Origin of the sequence: Caulobacter sp. NIBR1757 (assembly GCF_027912495.1) — a bacterium.
Taxonomy (GTDB): Bacteria; Pseudomonadota; Alphaproteobacteria; order Caulobacterales; family Caulobacteraceae; genus Caulobacter.
In genome coordinates this window covers 1,995,154-2,010,557 of sequence record NZ_CP115463.1, presented here as the reverse complement: position 1 = coordinate 2,010,557, position 15,404 = coordinate 1,995,154, and the positions used below count along the sequence as shown (strand labels likewise).

10 protein-coding genes and 2 tRNA genes are annotated in these 15,404 nt (G+C 69.8%); 5 read left to right on the top strand and 7 right to left on the bottom strand.

Translation table 11 applies throughout. The features are described 5' to 3' along the window. Positions 1-26: 26 nt before the first annotated feature. A tRNA-Cys gene (locus tag O5I81_RS09860) sits at positions 27-100 on the top strand. Positions 101-304: 204 nt separating this feature from the next. Continuing rightward, positions 305-3,229, top strand: a complete 2,925-nt coding sequence (locus O5I81_RS09855) for a DUF2339 domain-containing protein (RefSeq protein ID WP_271068771.1) — start codon at positions 305-307, stop codon at positions 3,227-3,229. On the opposite strand, the gene O5I81_RS09850 is transcribed toward O5I81_RS09855, so the two are convergent. Next, a complete protein-coding gene (locus O5I81_RS09850) occupies positions 3,226-5,955 on the bottom strand; it encodes a Plug domain-containing protein (RefSeq protein WP_271068770.1) in 2,730 nt (909 codons plus the stop codon). The genes O5I81_RS09855 and O5I81_RS09850 overlap by 4 nt on opposite strands. A 327-nt stretch (positions 5,956-6,282) precedes the next feature. Between O5I81_RS09850 and O5I81_RS09845 the strand changes: the two genes are divergently transcribed. Then, positions 6,283-6,358 (top strand) — tRNA-Asn (locus tag O5I81_RS09845). Between the two features lie 62 nt (positions 6,359-6,420). On the opposite strand, the gene O5I81_RS09840 is transcribed toward O5I81_RS09845, so the two are convergent. From O5I81_RS09840 to kynB, 6 genes are all read right to left on the bottom strand, one after another. Next, positions 6,421-6,915, bottom strand: a complete 495-nt coding sequence (locus O5I81_RS09840; RefSeq protein WP_271068769.1) for a hypothetical protein — start codon at positions 6,913-6,915, stop codon at positions 6,421-6,423. A gap of 30 nt (positions 6,916-6,945) precedes the next feature. Beyond that, positions 6,946-7,167, bottom strand: a complete 222-nt coding sequence (locus O5I81_RS09835) for an MbtH family protein (protein WP_348637293.1) — start codon at positions 7,165-7,167, stop codon at positions 6,946-6,948. Positions 7,168-7,238: 71 nt separating this feature from the next. Continuing rightward, positions 7,239-8,015 (bottom strand): SDR family oxidoreductase, encoded by a 777-nt coding sequence (locus O5I81_RS09830; RefSeq protein ID WP_271068767.1) that lies wholly within the window; start codon positions 8,013-8,015, stop codon positions 7,239-7,241. Then, the gene (locus O5I81_RS09825) at positions 8,016-8,456 is read right to left on the bottom strand and encodes a VOC family protein (protein WP_271068766.1); all 441 of its coding nucleotides are present in this window, start codon (positions 8,454-8,456) and stop codon (positions 8,016-8,018) included. A gap of 331 nt (positions 8,457-8,787) precedes the next feature. After that, positions 8,788-10,020 (bottom strand): kynureninase, encoded by a 1,233-nt coding sequence (gene kynU, locus O5I81_RS09820; RefSeq protein WP_271068765.1) that lies wholly within the window; start codon positions 10,018-10,020, stop codon positions 8,788-8,790. Next, positions 10,017-10,652 (bottom strand): arylformamidase, encoded by a 636-nt coding sequence (gene kynB / locus O5I81_RS09815; RefSeq protein WP_271068764.1) that lies wholly within the window; start codon positions 10,650-10,652, stop codon positions 10,017-10,019. The genes kynU and kynB overlap by 4 nt, the downstream gene beginning before the upstream one ends. A gap of 206 nt (positions 10,653-10,858) precedes the next feature. On the opposite strand from kynB, the gene O5I81_RS09810 reads away from it, so the two are divergent. Together O5I81_RS09810 and O5I81_RS09805 are read left to right on the top strand one after the other, a co-directional pair. Then, a complete protein-coding gene (locus tag O5I81_RS09810; RefSeq protein WP_271068763.1) occupies positions 10,859-11,977 on the top strand; it encodes an efflux RND transporter periplasmic adaptor subunit in 1,119 nt (372 codons plus the stop codon). Continuing rightward, positions 11,974-15,240 carry an efflux RND transporter permease subunit gene (locus O5I81_RS09805; protein ID WP_271068762.1) on the top strand — a complete coding sequence of 1,089 codons (3,267 nt, stop codon included), beginning with the start codon at positions 11,974-11,976 and terminating at the stop codon, positions 15,238-15,240. The genes O5I81_RS09810 and O5I81_RS09805 overlap by 4 nt, the downstream gene beginning before the upstream one ends. Positions 15,241-15,404: the final 164 nt, after the last annotated feature.

Sequence of the window (15,404 nt, the reverse complement as noted above, 5' to 3'; positions counted from 1 at the left end):
CGCTCCGCCAGCGTCGGCGGAAGTGAGGCCCGATGGCGGAGTGGTTACGCGCCGGACTGCAAATCCGTTTACCCCGGTTCGATTCCGGGTCGGGCCTCCAAATTTTTCCCCTGAACACGTTCGCATTGTATCGGCTTGGCGCCTCCCGCCGGAGGACAGGCCAAGGCCGACGAGTCTCGTCGCCATGCGTCAGCGCTGAAAACGGCGCGGAAGCCTCTCACAAGCAATGTGAACATTGTAAGTGAGCGCTCACTTGCATTTTCAACTCCGGTATGATGTTGTGTCGGCAACGGAGGATGCCCGCATGACCTGGGTCGCCATATTCGTCCTGACCATCGCCCTCTGGCGGCTCTGGGAAGAGCAGAAGGGGCTTCGCCGGCAGGTCTCCCAACAGAACGAGCGGCTGGAGCGGCTGGAGTTCCCCGTCACGGTGACGCGCCTCGACCGCCTGAGCGAAGACCGGGCCCCGAAAGCCGCGGCGCCCGAACCGGAAGTCGCCGCCCCCACGCCGCCCCTCGCCGCCCGGCGCCCGCCGTCCTGGCGAGACCATGTGGAGCCGGAACCGCCGCCTCCCAGGCCAGCCCCTGTCCGTCCCGAACCCCCGCGTATCAACCTCGGCGAACTGCTGGCCGAACGCGGCCTGGCCTGGCTGGGCGGCGGCGCCCTGGTGCTCGGCGGGGTGTTCCTGGTCGGTTACGCGGCCCAGCAGGGCTGGTTCAATCCGGTCGTGCGGCTGATCGCGGCGGTCGGCCTGGCCGGGCTGATGCTCACCGCCTCCGAGGTCCTGCGCCGCCGGCCTGGACCGCGCCAGCAGGCGCTTGCCTCGGCGGTGCTGGCCGGGGCCGGGGCCAGCACCCTTTATGCCACCCTGTGGGCGGCCTTCGCCCTCTACCACTACATCGGCGGCGCGGTGGCCGCCGTGCTGCTGCTGGCCGTTTCAGGCCTGTTGCTGGCGCTGTCCCGGGACCGGCGTGAGCCGCTGGCCCTGATGGCCCTGCTTGGGGCCTTCATCGCCCCGCTGATCACCGATTTCGACGCCTGGGGCGACGCCGCCCTGATGCTGCACACCCTGGGCGTCGCCGCCGCCGGCCTGGTCGTCGCCCAGCGCCGTCAGTGGGAGACAACCGCCCTCGCCGCCAGCGCCGGCGCCCTGGTCCTGCACCTGGCGACCTGTTGGGCGGGCGAGCCCTGGCGCCAGGCCCTGGCTCCGCTGGCGCTGGTTGGCCTGACCCTGGCCTGGCGGCAACGGCGCACCGGCGAGTCGCGGCTCCTCACCGCCGCCATCTTGCCTGTCGCCTTCGGCCTCGCCACCTTCGGCCTGTTCGTCCTGTTCGGCGCGGTCCGCGACGCCGCCATCGTCGCCGGCGCCATCGCTAGCGCCCTTGTCCTGACCGCCATGGTCGCCATCGCGGCCCGCCGCGGCTGGACCAGCGGCTGGCTGCTGGCGCTGCCGACCGCCCTTCTGGTCGGCGGCCTCGCCCTCGACATCGGCGTGGCGCATGGGACGGTCGTGATCGTCGCCCGGATCGGCGCCTTGCTGGCGATCGTAGGCCTCGCCGCCGCCGGGCTGAGCGTCTTTCGCGAACCCCGGCTGGACGCCGCCCCGGCCCCGCTGGCCATCGGCGCCGTCCTGCTGGCCCAGTTGGCGGGCTTCGGCCTGCCCAGCCTGCCGGGCGCTGGGATGGTTCTGCTGGGCGCCCTGCCCGCCCTCGGCGCCGCCATCCTGCTCGGTCGGCGCGCGGTTCCCGACCGTCACCAGGACGCCTGGACCCTGTCGGCCGCGGCCAGCCTGCTGCTGGCCGTCTTCATCGCCGCGCCCGACTGGAACCGTCCAGCCGCCTTCGCCGCCATGGCCCTGGGGTTCGCCGTCGCCCAGCGTCGGCTTGACTGGCTGGGCCTTGGGATCGCCGCCATGGCCGCGGTCGGACTGGCCAGTTCCGCCGCCCTGGCTCCCGACTTCGTGCTCGCCGGCCTGGAGAGCGCCGGCGGGGCCGGCCGCGCCGTCGCCGCCTGCCTGTCGGGCGCCGCCCTCTGCGGCCTGGCCGCCTGGCGCCTGGTCCCCGCCCCGCCGATCAGCGCCGCGCGCCAGGTGCTGGCCGCCGCCGGGATCGGGCTTGGCCTGATCGGCGCCTTCCTGGCCCTGCGCTTCGCCGCCGCCGGCGAGAGCCCGGCCATCGGCCTGCTGATGGAATCGGCCCTGCGCACCCTGTTGCTGGCCATGGCCGGCGCCTCGGCCTTGCTGATGCTGCGCGAGGCCAGGGGCGTCATCGCCCGCTTCGGGCCGCATGTGCTGATCGGCATGGCCCTGGCCAGTTTCCTCAGCGGCCCGCTGTTCTGGCTGAACCCCTGGTGGGGCGTCGACCACCAGGCCATCGAGGCGGTCCCGCTGATCAACACTCTGTTGCTCGCCTACATGGCCCCGGCCGCGGTGCTCGGCGTCGCCGCCACCCGCCTCTACAGGCGGCCGGAACTGCTGCCAGCCCGCCTCTATGGCGCGGCGGCCGCCGTCATGGCCTTCGTCTGGGCCCTGCTGGAGCTGCGCCATCTGTTCCACGGCCCGCGGCTGTGGTCCGGCGAAACCAGCTTCGCCGAATGGACGACCATCGGCCTGCTGATCGCCGTCATGCCCCTGGTCCTGCGCCGCTTCGCTCCCGCTCCGGCCCGCAACGACGCCGGGCAGGCCGCCAGCGTCATCAGCCTCGTCGCCCTGCCGCTGGTCTTCCTGCTGGTCGGCGTGCTGCACGCGCCCTGGTGGGGCCTGGCCGGCGTCCCGTTCGGCGCGCCCTGGATCGCCTTCCCGGCCCTGCTCACCCTGACCGGCCTTGCCGTCCTCAACGCACGCGCCCTGACCGGCCGCGGCCGCGAGATGGCCCTGGTTATCGCAGCCGCCTTCGCCCTGGTGTCCGTCACCCTGGCGGCCTGCTTCGGCTTCCATCCGGCCGACCTGCGGGCCACGACCAGCATCGGTCTGGAGACCTGGACCTATTCGGCGCTCTGGGCTCTGTTCGGGGCCGGCCTGCTGGCCCTGGGCTCGGCCCGGCGGGAGCGGTCGCTACGCTGGATGGCGCTAGGCATCCTGTTCTTTACCGCAGGCAAGGTGCTGCTCTTCGACATGGCCAGCCTCGACGGCGTGATCCGCGCCGCCAGCTTCCTGGCGGTCGGAGCGCTGATGGTGGCGGCGGCGGTGCTGGCCCGTCGCCTCGGCCGGCCGAACCGGGAGGACGTCTAGAACAGGACCTTGCGGACCGTGAACGTCACGCTTCGGCCGTTGGGGTCGAGGTAGTCGCGCTGGTAGTTCAGCGGGGTCTGGCCGCTGCTGCTCTCGACGTCCTGGCGCGCGTCGAACAGGTTGCTGAACCGCAGTTCCAGCCGGGTCCCTTTCAACCAGGGCGCGGCCTTCATCAGTCCCTCGCGGGCGCTCAGTTCCGTCGAGACATCGAAGCCGACGGTGGCGAAGGGCTTGAACGTCAGGTCCGTCCCGCCGACACCGCCGTCGATCCGGCTCTCGCCGCGCCAGTTGAAGGTCAGGCCGGCGCCGTTGCCGTCCTTGAAGACCCGCATGAAGCCGTTGACCTCGTCCTGCGCGCCCCGACCACTCTTCAGCTGGTCGATGACCGGAAGACCGGGACGCACCTCGATCTCGTCCTGGATCCGGTGTCGGTAGTTGAGGTGCAGGATGACCCGGCCCTGGCCTGGCAGCATGCTGAAGCTGGCCCCGCGCATGCCGCCGCCTGGTCCGCGCGGTCCTCCGGGACCGCCCTGACCCATGACCATGACGTTGCCGCCGGGGCCGCCCGGACCAGGCGGGCCGCCACCAGGGCGTGGTCCGCCACCGGGACGCGGACCGCCACCGGGGGCGACGCCTGGACCACCAGGGTCGCCGGGCCGCCCGCGTCCGCCGGCCGGGGCGGTCGGCTTGCCGAAGGCGAAGCTGTAGAACAGGTTGAAGCGCACATCCTGCTGCTCCGTGCGGCTGAAGTTCAGCGCCCGGGCGTCGAGGGCGATCAGCTGGCCGGCGCCGTCGCGGGTGAAACGGCCCGGCAAGGCGGCCTCCAGCTCGGGCGTGATGGCCGGAAAGCTGCTGATGGCGTCATCGGTGCGGGACCACACATAGCTGAGGTTCAGGCGCAGCTCCCGGGCCGCGAACGGCTTCAGGTTGAGGCCGAACCGCGCCACCTGGCGGCTGTCGGCGACCAGGGCCGCATTGCCGCCGGTGACATAGGTCACCAGCACCGTCTGGCCGGTGGCGACATCGAACACAGGCTGGTTGGGTGTCGAGAGGATGGGATCGTTGAGCTGGCCCAGGTCGGGCGCGCCGCGTTCCTGGCTGTAGAAGGCGTTGAATCCGAGCGGCTCCCAGGGCGACCAGTTGAGGCTGGCGTTGGCGTTGAACAGGCCGCCGAAGTCGGACGCCTCGTAGTATTCCGCGCCGATGCTGCCCGACAGCTCGCCGAGCCCACCGAGCGGTCCCTCGCCGCGGTTGATCAGGCTGCCGAAGATGTCCGCCTTGCCATAGTAGCGATCACGCGACAGCGACCGGTCGATCCGCACGTTCGAGCGCAGGCTCTCGGACTCCAGCGAACGGGTGTCCCATCCCACGGTGATGACCGACTGAACCGGCCCGGCGGGCAGGTCGAACAACCGGCCCATGAGCATGAATTCCAGGGAGCCGGTGGTGTTCACCGAATGGGCCGTGTCGGCCGGCAACAGGGTCAGGCCGGAGAGGTCGCCGAACGGATTGGCCGCCAAGGCGCCGGCGTTTAGCTGGCTCTGAAAGGCGGCGGCCGAGTAGCCGCGTCCCGTGCGCGTATCGCTCTGCACCCGGTTGTAGTCGCCCGTCAGGGACCAGCGCCAGTCGCCGGCGACATAGCCGTCCAGCACGATCCCGGCCTTGGCGGTCAGGACATCGCTGGTGCGGGTCATGGCGTTCGGCGCATCGATGTAGCGGAACAGCTGAACATCGTCCCCGAACGGCGAGTAGGGATTGCCAACCGGCAGGATCAGGCCGACGGTCGGAAGGCCGAGGTAGGACAGGGTCGAGCGGTCCTGCAGCGAGGCGCTGAGCGTCGCCTGGGTCTTGCCGTTGAGATCATGCGCCACCGAGCCCTCAATCTGGACGCGCTCGACGTCCGGCGAGAGCGTGCGGAAGGCGGTGAGGTCGTCGGTGCGGGCGGTTCCGGCCAGAAAGTCCACCAGACCCGGGCTGGTGTTGCCCGCCGGAACGGCCGCCACGGTGACGGGACCGCCGGCCAGGGCCGAAAGGGCCGGATCGATCTCGGCGCCGTACGGCAGTCCGGTGATGTTACCGGTCAGGTCGTAGGGGCGGCTGCCGGGATCGCGGACGATGTCACGCTCATCCTCGAACAGGGCGTTCTGACGCTCGTATTCGATGTCCAGGTTCCAGCGGTCGCCCTTGTAGACCTGGAAATAGCTGCCGCCGATCTTGCCCTTCTCGGCCCCGCCCTGTGTCGGCCCGCCGCCTTCCAGCCGCCCCGAGGCCTGGCGGAAGACGGGTTTCAGGACGACGTTGATCACCTTCTGGTCGACCGGGTAGCCGTAGGACAGCGCCACCTGCTCGGGCAGGATTTCGGTGCGCTCGATGGCGTCGCTGGGAATGCTGCGGGTTTCCTGCCAGCCGGAGGTGCGACGGCCGTTGAGCAGCACGATCGGCTGTCCCCCGCCGCGCCCGCTGGATGAGGCGGTCAGCGACGACAGCTGCTCGACCAGCTCGCCGATGTTGTTGGCGCCGAGCGCCTTGATGTCCTCCTGACTGAGCGTGACTTCCGGGTCGACGTCGACGGTGACGCTGCCGCGCGGCCGGACCCCCTTCACCTCGACGGCGGTGACGTCGCCTTCGACCTCGTCGGGCGCCGGCGCGCCGGCCGGTTCCGGCGGGGCGGATGTCTGGAGAAGGCTGGCCGCGAGCGCGGACAGCAGGGTGGCGGCGAGCGTCATCGAGTCGAACTTCTGGGTAAACGGGAGGCGCGTCGGCCGGGCCATACCCCCACCCGCCGACATTGCAATGGCCTCACAGGCTTGCGGCCAGATTGAGGCCCGGCGTTGCGCGGCTGTAACGCGAGTCCCGGGATCGCCGTCGAAGTCAGGCCCAAAAATTCACACTTCATTAACCATAAAAGCCGAGCTTCCTCCCGTCTTCCTTGAAGACACCCCACCATCACCGACTTTGAAAAGCCCGGCCCCAAAGCCGGGCTATTTTTTTCCCGCTTCAACGACTTGCACGGGCGGCGCCTGCATCGTATACGCCGCCTCCTTCCAACGTGATCCCCGATAGCTCAGTTGGTAGAGCAGTCGGCTGTTAACCGACTTGTCGCAGGTTCGAGTCCTGCTCGGGGAGCCACGGAAGACTTTCGCGCCGCGCGGCGCGACCCTCCCGGACATTTTAGACCTGCCTTGGCGCCGTTAGCCGCCCGCCTTGCGGTACGCCTCTTCGGCCGCCTCGACGGCCGCCTCCGCCTTGGCCACCGCCGCCTCGACGCATCCCTGCCCGGCGGCGAGACGATCCCGCGCCGAGGCGACAGCGGCCTCGAGCTTCGCCAGGGTGCGTTCGCCCTCTTCGCGCGCCGCTTCGAGCGCCGCGCGGGCCCTGTCCAGCCTGGCGCGGCTTGGCGGCTTGCGCGCGGCCGGGCCCTTCACGGTCGCCTTGAGCGCGTCGGACCAGTCGGATCCGCCACCCGCCGCCGTAAACTGTCCCCCCGTCTTCGGCCGCTTGAGCGGTACGCCCGGCTGGGCGTTGGCGACCTCGACCAGGGCCTCGTCCCGGGTCAGGTCGGCCAGGCCCTGGGCGAAGAGATTCTGCTGCACCCCGAACGCTTCCAGCGCCGCCTTCTGATTCGGGGCGGCGACGATCCACTGGTTCAGGCCGTCGATCTCGGCGGTGTAGGTGCGCAGGGCCATGCCGGCCTAACGCACCGGGGAAGAGGCCGTTCAGTCGCCGCCCTGCCCCTCCAATGCCTTGCGCAGGCTGAGAGGCCGCATGTCGGTCCAGACTTCCTCGATCCAGGCCAGACACTCGGCCTTCGTGCCGCTCTTGCCGGCCTTGTTCCAGCCCAGCGGCAGCTCGCGGTCAGCCGGCCAGATCGAATACTGTTCCTCGTGATTGACCACGACCTCGTAGACCGTCGTGTCCTGGTTCTCGTCACTCATGATGGGCTCCCTGCTGCCCCTACCCTGCCGTCTCGCGCGGGATCGTCAAGGTGGCGCCGCCGGGAATACGCCTTCTAGTCGACCGCCACCGTATAGTTCAGCGCCAGCCGGCCGCCGTCCGGGTACAGGGTCTGGCCGGTGAAATAGCTGGCGTCCTCGGAGGCCAGGAAGACCGCCACCTTGCCGATCTCTTCGGGCTCGCCGAAGCGCTTCAGCGGCGTGCGCGAGAGAATCCCCCTGGCCGCGTCGGGACTGGTCATCACCCCCTTGAGGATGTCGGTGGCGATGGTCCCCGGCCCGATGGCGTTGACCCGGATGCCGTGCGGCGCGAGGCCGAGCGCCATCACCTTGGTCAGCTGGTTGATCGCCCCTTTGCTGGTCACGTAGGCCAGCTGGGCCGGGATGGCCATGATGGCGTTGATCGAGCTCATGTTGATGATCGAGCCCTTCAGCCCGGCCGCCACCATGCCTTGCGCCACGGCCTGGCCGATGACGAAGGCGGCCCGGATGTTGACCCCCATCACCCGGTCGAAGTCTTCCAGTCTGGCGGTCAGGATATCCCCCGCCGCCAGGATGCCGGCGTTGTTGACCAGCAGGTCGATCGGCCCGATGGCCTCGCCCGCCGCCTTCACCGCCGCCAGCGCGGCCTCGGCGTCGCCGACGTCGCAGGCCAGGCCGACGGCCTTGCGGCCGGTCTCGGCGGCGATGGCGGCGGCGGCGGCTTCGACGCCCGCCTGGTCGATGTCGAGCAGCACCACATCGGCGCCTTCCCGGGCGAAAGCCTCGGCGCAGGCCAGGCCGATGCCGTGCGCCGCGCCGGTGACCAGCGCCCTGCGACCCTGCAGCTTCACCTACCAGACCCCCGTGTTCGGCATCGAGGCCCAGGGCTCCTGGGGCGGCAGGTTCGGGCCTTTCTGCAGCAGTTCGATGGAGATGCCGTCCGGCGAACGCACGAAGGCCATGTGCCCGTCGCGCGGCGGCCGGTTGATGGTCACCCCGCCGTCGGCCAGCCGCTGGCAGGCGGCGTAGATGTCATCAACCGCATAGGCCAGATGGCCGAAGTTGCGGCCGCCCTGATAGTCCTCCGGGTCCCAGTTGTGGGTCAGCTCGACCATCGGCCCCTTGCGCTGCCCGGCCAGCTCGACGTCGTCCGGCGCGGCCAGGAAGACCAGGGTGAAGCGGCCGCCCTGGTTGTCGTAGCGGCTGACCTCGGCCAGGCCGAGCTTGTTGCAATAGAAGTCGAGGGCGGCGTCGAGGTCTTTCACCCGGACCATGGTGTGGAGGTACTGCATCGGGGGCTCCTGTCTTCGCCGGTTTACCTAGCGCGCGGCCGGGCGGGTGTCAGCCGGGGTCATCGAAGCGGACCCACATTATAACCCGGCGCTCCGGCGTCGAGGTGCGAGTTTTCGGCTAAGGTCCTGTTTTATCGTGCCTTCCCGGTAGGTCCCGGGTCTGCGAATGTAGGTCAGGCCGTAGGTCCGGGCGTCTCCTGCCGGCGGGGATTGTAGGGCGTCAGGAGGCGGAGGCGGCCTACGGGAACCGGAAGGGCAGCGCGCAAGGACGGCGGCGGGCCGAAAATCACATGAATATGTCTAGACATATTCAGCAAGAGATTGAAAACACTCAGGTAACAGCAGCTCTTTTGCGGTACTCCGGGCGGTCGTAGAGGCCGCCGGCCACCACCTCGCCGAGGATGTCCGCCGCCTGCGCCACCTGGGCGAAGCTGAGCGTCAGGGGCGAGAAGCCGAAGCGGGCGATGTCGGGATCGCGGAAGTCGCCGATGACGCCGCGGGCGATCAGGGCCTGGACGATGGCGTAGCCGTCGGGATGGGCGAAGCTGACGTGGCCGCCGCGCGCCGCCGCCTCGCGCGGCGTGACCAGCCGCAGCTCGGCCCCGGCCGGCCCGGCCTCGACCCGCTTAACGAACAGGTCGGTCAGCGCCGCCGCCTTGGCCCGCAACGCCTTCGGCCCGGCCCGGACGCTGAGCGCCACGCCGCATTCCAAGGCGCTGACCCCCAGCACCGGCGGGGTGCCGCAGGCGAAGCGGCCGATGCCGCTGGCCGGATCGTAGGCGTCCTGGAAGGTAAAGGGCGCCGCATGGCCCATCCAGCCCGACAGCGGCGAGATCAGCGAGCCCTGGTGGCGCCTGGCCACGAACAGGAAGGCCGGCGCCCCCGGCCCGCCGTTCAGGTACTTGTAGCCGCAGCCCACCGCCAGGTCGGCGTTGCAGCCGTTCAGGTCGACCTCCAGCACCCCGGCGCTGTGGCTGAGGTCCCAGATGACCAGGGCGCCGACCGCATGGGCGGCCGCCGTCAGCCGGGCCATGTCGCGGATGCGGGCGGTCTTGTAGTGGGCGTGGCAGAGGACGAGCACGGCGACGTCCTCGTCGAGCGCCGCCTCGATCGCCTCGGCGGGCCGCAGTTCGAGCCGCCGGCCGCCGCCCAGCGTCCGCACGGTCCCTTCGAGCATGTAGAGATCGGTCGGGAAGTCGCCCGGCTCCGACAGCACCACCTTGCGGTCCGGCCGCGCCTGCATGGCGGCGACGGCCAGCTTGAAGAGGTTGGCCGAGGTGGAGTCGGCGACGATCACCTCCCCCGCCTCCGCCCCGATCAGTCCGGCGATGGCGTCGCCGACCCGGCGCGGCGCCCCCATCCAGTCGTGGTCGTTCCAGCCGCGAATCAGGCTCTGGCCCCACTCCTGCTCGACGACCTCGCGCATGCGGAGCCGCGCGGACTTCGTCAGCGGCCCCAGCGAATTGCCGTCGAGGTAGAGGAGGCCGTCGGGGATTTCGAACTCATGGCGCAGCGCCGCCAGGGGATCGGCGGCGTCGAGGGCGGCGATTTCGGCGTCGGTCATGGCTTCAACTCACGCAACACGGCCCGCACCGGCGAGGCGTCCAGCCCGACCAGCGGCAGCGGCAGGGCGATCAACTCATAGTCCCCCGGCGGCGGCGCGGTCAGCACCAGCCCCTCGAGGATGGCCATGCCCCGCGCCGCCACCCGGCGGTGGGCGTCCATGGTCTTGGAGGTCTCCGGATCGAGCGAGGCGGTATCGACCCCGATCAGCCTGACCCCATGGTCGGCCAGCAGGTCGATAGTCGCCGGCGCGATGGCCTTGAAATCGTTGTCCCAGGCCTCAAGCGGAAACACCTCGTAGGTGCGCAGCAGCACCCGGGGCGGAACCCCGTCCAGCGCCGCCGCCACATCGTCCGGTTCGATTCGCCCGCCCGCCCCGCGCACGTCGATCAGCCGGCAGGGGCCCAGATAGATGTCGAGATCGACCGCCTCGGCGGTCACGCCGGCCGCGTCATAGTGAAACGGCGCATCGCCGTGCGTGCCGGCATGCACCGACTGGCTGAAGCGGCCGACATTGACCGGCGTCCCCGGCCCCATGCTCCAGACACCGCCGCTCTCGAACGGCGTATCCCCCGGCCAGGTCGGCATGCCGGGGCGCAGAGGCTGGGTGATGTCCCACAGGCGAGCAGTCATGCCGCCGCTTATGGGACCCGAAGACGGCGATGGGAAGGCCCCGGGGCCGGCGTCCCTCCGGCAGGGAACTTGGACGAAAGCGCCTAATCTGTCCGGAATTTCATTTCTCAAATCGGGCCCGACCCGCTATCAGAACAGTGTTCAGATTACTCTTTGGGGATAGGCGCGCGCGACGCGACAGGTCGGCTGCGCCCATAGGGCCGGTTATGCAGATCAAACAATCTCACCTTGTCGCCTTGGCGATCCTGGGCGGCGTGCTGCTGCTTTTCGTCGTCGGCGGCGTTGTCGGCGCCCTGACCAAGAAGCCCGAGGCCAAGACCGAGGCCAAGCCCCAGGCCATCATGGTCACCACCCGGCTGATCGAACCTGAACTGCGCCCCGGGGCCATCGTCCTGCGCGGCCGCACCGAAGCGGCCCGCACCGTCATCGTCCGCGCCGAGACCGCCGGCCCGGTCGCCGCCGTGCCGGCCGCCGAAGGCAGCTTCGTGCGCAAGGGCGCCATCCTCTGCCGCGTCTCGATCGACGCCCGCCAGGCCAGCCTCGACCAGGCCCGCGCCAACCTGAAGTCCCGCCAGCTGCAGAAGCAGGCCTCCGAGCGCCTCGCCGCCCAGGGCTACCGGTCGCAGACCCAGGTGCTGCAGGACCAGGCCAACCTCGATTCCGCCCAAGCCGGCGTGCGCCAGGCCGAGGTGCTGCTGGAGCAGGTCAACATCCGCGCCCCGTTCAGCGGCGTCTTCGACCGCCGCGAGGCCGAGGTCGGCACCTATCTGGCCCCCGGCGGCGCCTGCGGCACCATGCTGGAGCTGGACCCGCTGGTCATCGTCGCCGACCTGGCCGAGAGCCAGATCGGCAAGGTCCGGGTCGGCGAAACCGCCAGTGCCGTCCTGACCACCGGCGAGGTGCTGAACGGCCGCATCCGCTTCGTCGCCCGCGACGCCGATCCCCAGACCCGCACCTACCGGGTCGAGGTCATCGTCTCCAACCCCAGCAGCCGGGCCCGCTCCGGCCTCTCCGCCGACGTGCGCATCGCCACCCCGGTGTCGGCCGCCCACCGCCTGCCGTCCTCGGCCCTGGTGCTGGGCTCCGACGGCCGTCAGGGCGTCCGCCACATCGTCGGGGCCGGCCAGGTGGCCTTCACCCCCATCGAAATCCTCGAACAGGGTCCGGACGGCGTCTGGGTCAGCGGGCTCGAGGGCCCGGTCAACCTGATCATCGCCGGCCAGTCCTTCGTCAATGAAGGCCAGACCGTCCGCGTCAGGGCCGAGACCGCCGCCGCGCCGGCCCCGGCCGTCGCCGTCGCTCCCGTGAAAGCCGCCAGCCAATGATCTCCGCCCTGATCCATGCCGCCATCCGGCGGCGCAAGGTGGTGCTGGGGGTGGCGGCGGTGCTGTCCGTCTTCGGCCTGGTCACCTATCTCAACCTGCCGCGCGAATCCTCGCCCGACATCCCGGTGCCGTTCGTCAGCATCCAGGTGCCCTACCCTGGCGTCTCGCCGGAGGACGCCGAGCGGCTGCTCGTCCGTCCGCTGGAAACCGAGCTGCAGTCCATCGAGGGACTGAAGGAAATGAACGGCGTGGCGGTGCAGAACGCCGCCCTCGTCTATCTCGAGTTCGATCCGTCCTTCGATGTCGACAAGGTGCTGCAGGACGTCCGCGCCAAGGTCGACATGGCCCGCGGCCGCTTCCCGCCCGACGCCGAAGAACCGATCATCTCCGAGAACAACGTCAACGATGACCCCTTCATCGGCATCATGATGTACGGCGGCGCGCCCGAGCGGACGATGTTCCAGACGGCGCGCGAGCTGCAGGACCGTCTCGAGACCCTGCCCGGCGTGCTGCGCACGGATCTCGGCGGCGGCCGCGAGGAGGTTCTGGAAGTCACCATCGACCCGGCCCGCATGCAGGCGGCCAACGTCAGCGCCAGCGAGCTGGCCCAGGTCATCGGCCGCAACAACCAGCTGATCCCGGCCGGCAACCTGCGCACCAAAGACACCGAGTTCGCGGTCAAGATTCCCGGCGTCGTCGAGAAGCCGGAAGACATCCTGGCCCTGCCGATCAAGCGCAACGGCGACCGGCTGATCACCGTCGGCGACATCGGCGAGGTGCGCCGCACCTTCAAGGATCCCGGCCGCATCACCCGCTTCAACGGCCAGCCGACCTTCTCCATCGACGTCGTCAAGCGCTCCGGCGCCAACATCCTCGACAGCGTCAAGGAGGTCCGCAAGGCCGTCGCCGAGGAGCAGAAACGCTGGCCGGAGACGATCCAGGTCGAATACACCTTCGACGAAAGCGAGTTCATCGAACGCTCCCTGACCATCCTGGAGAGCGGGCTGATCATCGCCACCATCCTGGTCATGACCATCATCGTCGGCAGCCTGGGCGTGCGTCAGGGGCTGATGGTCGGCCTGTCGATCCCGGTCTGCTTCATGATCGGCTTCCTGCTGCTGCAGGCCTTCGGCCTGACCCTCAACCAGATGGTCATGTTCGGCCTGGTGCTGGCGGTCGGGATATTGGTCGACGGGGGCATCGTCGTCGTCGAATACGCCGACCGGAAGATGGCCGAGGGCATGCCGCGCGAGGAGGCCTTCGCGGCCGCCGGCATCCGCATGTTCTGGCCGGTGGTCAATGGCACGCTGACGACGCTGTGCGCCTTCGTGCCCTTCCTGTTCTGGAACTCCATCCCCGGCAAGTTCATGAGCTTCCTGCCCATCACCCTGATGATGGTGCTGTCGGCCTCGATCTTCGTCGCCCTGATCTTCACCCCGGCTCTGGGCTCGATCTTCGGCCGCAAGACGGGCGTCGATCTCCATCACCTGGAGGAGATCCGCAAGTCGGAGCATGGTGATCCGCGCCAGATGGACGGCTTCATGGGCTGGTACGCCCGCGTCCTCTGGTGGTCGGGCCACCACCCCTTCCGGGTCACCGGCATGGCTCTGGTGGTCATCGTCGCCATCGTCGTGGCCTTCTCGATGCAGAAGCACCGCACCGAGTTCTTCCTCGACCAGGACCCCGAGTACGCCACCGTCTACGTCAAGGCGCGCGGCAACCTGACCCCGGAATCCGCCAACGTCCTGGTCAGCCAGGTCGAGCAGCGGCTGGCCGGCCTGAAGGGCATGAACTCGATGTACGTCTCGGCCGGCAAGATGGGCAGCGGCGGCGGCCGAGGCGGCGCCCCGGCCGATTCCGTCGGTCGCATCCAGATCGACTTCGTCGACTTCGAGGAGCGCAAGGAGCTGGGCGTCCGCGGCAAGGACATCGCCGACGAGATCCGCAAGCGCGTCGCCGACCTGCCCGGCGTCCTGACCGAGGTGCGCCTGCCGCAAGGGGGTCCGCCCCAGGGCAAGGACGTGCAGGTCGAGATGCGCGGGGCCGATCCCGCCGCCCTCAACCGCGCCGCCGACCTGGTCAAGGCCAGGCTGGCGGAGGATCCCCAGCTGATCGAGCAGGAAGACAACCGCGCCTCGCCCGGCATCGAGCTGAACCTGACCATCGACCGCGCCGCCGCCGGCCGCTACGGCGTCGACGTGCTGTCGGTCGGCCAGGCCATCCAGTTCGTCACCACCGGCGTGCTGGCCGGCCGCTTCCGGCCCGACGACGCCGACGACGAGCTCGACATCCGCGTCCGCTTCACGCCGGAGAATCGCAACCTCGCGGCCTTCGAACAGCTGAAGATCACCACCCCCTTCGGCCCGGTGCCGGCCAGCTATTTCATCAAGGAGAAGCCCAGCCAGCAGGTGACCAGCATCCAGCGCCGCGACGGCCAGCGCCTTGTCCTGCTGCAGGCCAACACCATCGACAAGGTGGCGGCCAACCAGAAGATCGCCGAGCTCAAGCCCTGGCTGGAGAAGGCCCCCATCGACCCGACGGTGCGCTGGAAGTTCAGCGGCTCCGATGAGGAGGGCGCCGAGGCGGCCCAGTTCTTCGTCGTCGCCATGCTGGCCACCCTCTGCATGATGGCGGTGATCCTGCTGTGGCAGTTCAACAGCTTCTACGGGATCATCGTCACCCTCTCGGCCGTGGTGCTGTCGGTGGTCGGGGTGCTGCTCGGCGTGGTGGTCAACGTCGCCCACACCTTCGACTACATCTCGGTGATCATGCTGGGCACGGGGGTCATCGCCCTGGCCGGGGTGGTCGTCGGCCACAACATCGTGCTGGTCGATACCTTTTACCAGCTACGCCACCAGGGCTACGAGCCGGACGAGGCGGCCATGCGCTCGGCCGTCCAGCGCTTCCGGCCGGTCATGCTGACCACCGTGGTGACCGTCGTCGGCCTGCTGCCGCTGATGTTCGAACTGCACCCCAACTTCCGGGGCTTCCATTTCGAATACAAGGCGCCGGGCTCCGAATGGTGGGTCCAGCTGTCGGGCGCCGTGGTCTGGGGCCTCAGCTTCTCCACCCTGCTGACCCTGTTCCTGACCCCCGCCGCCCTGGCCGCGCCCAAGACCCTGGTCCGCCGGTTCCGCAACATCTGGCTGCTCCTGCGCGGCCGGCAACGCTGGGCGGACCGCACGCGGCAAGGGGACGCCGTGCGCATGGACGACCAACCGGACGTCGCCGAAGAGGACGGGCTGCGGCCGGCTGCGGAATGATCCCGGTCCTTCTCCCGCTTGTCGGGAGAAGGTGGCCCCCGAAGGGGGTCGGATGAGGGCTGCGCCGGCTAGAGAAGATTGGGTTCAACGCATCCCGCGCCAGAACGCGCTCTGCCGTGACAGGCCGGCGCTGCCCTCATCCGGCGGCTTCGCCGCCACCTTCT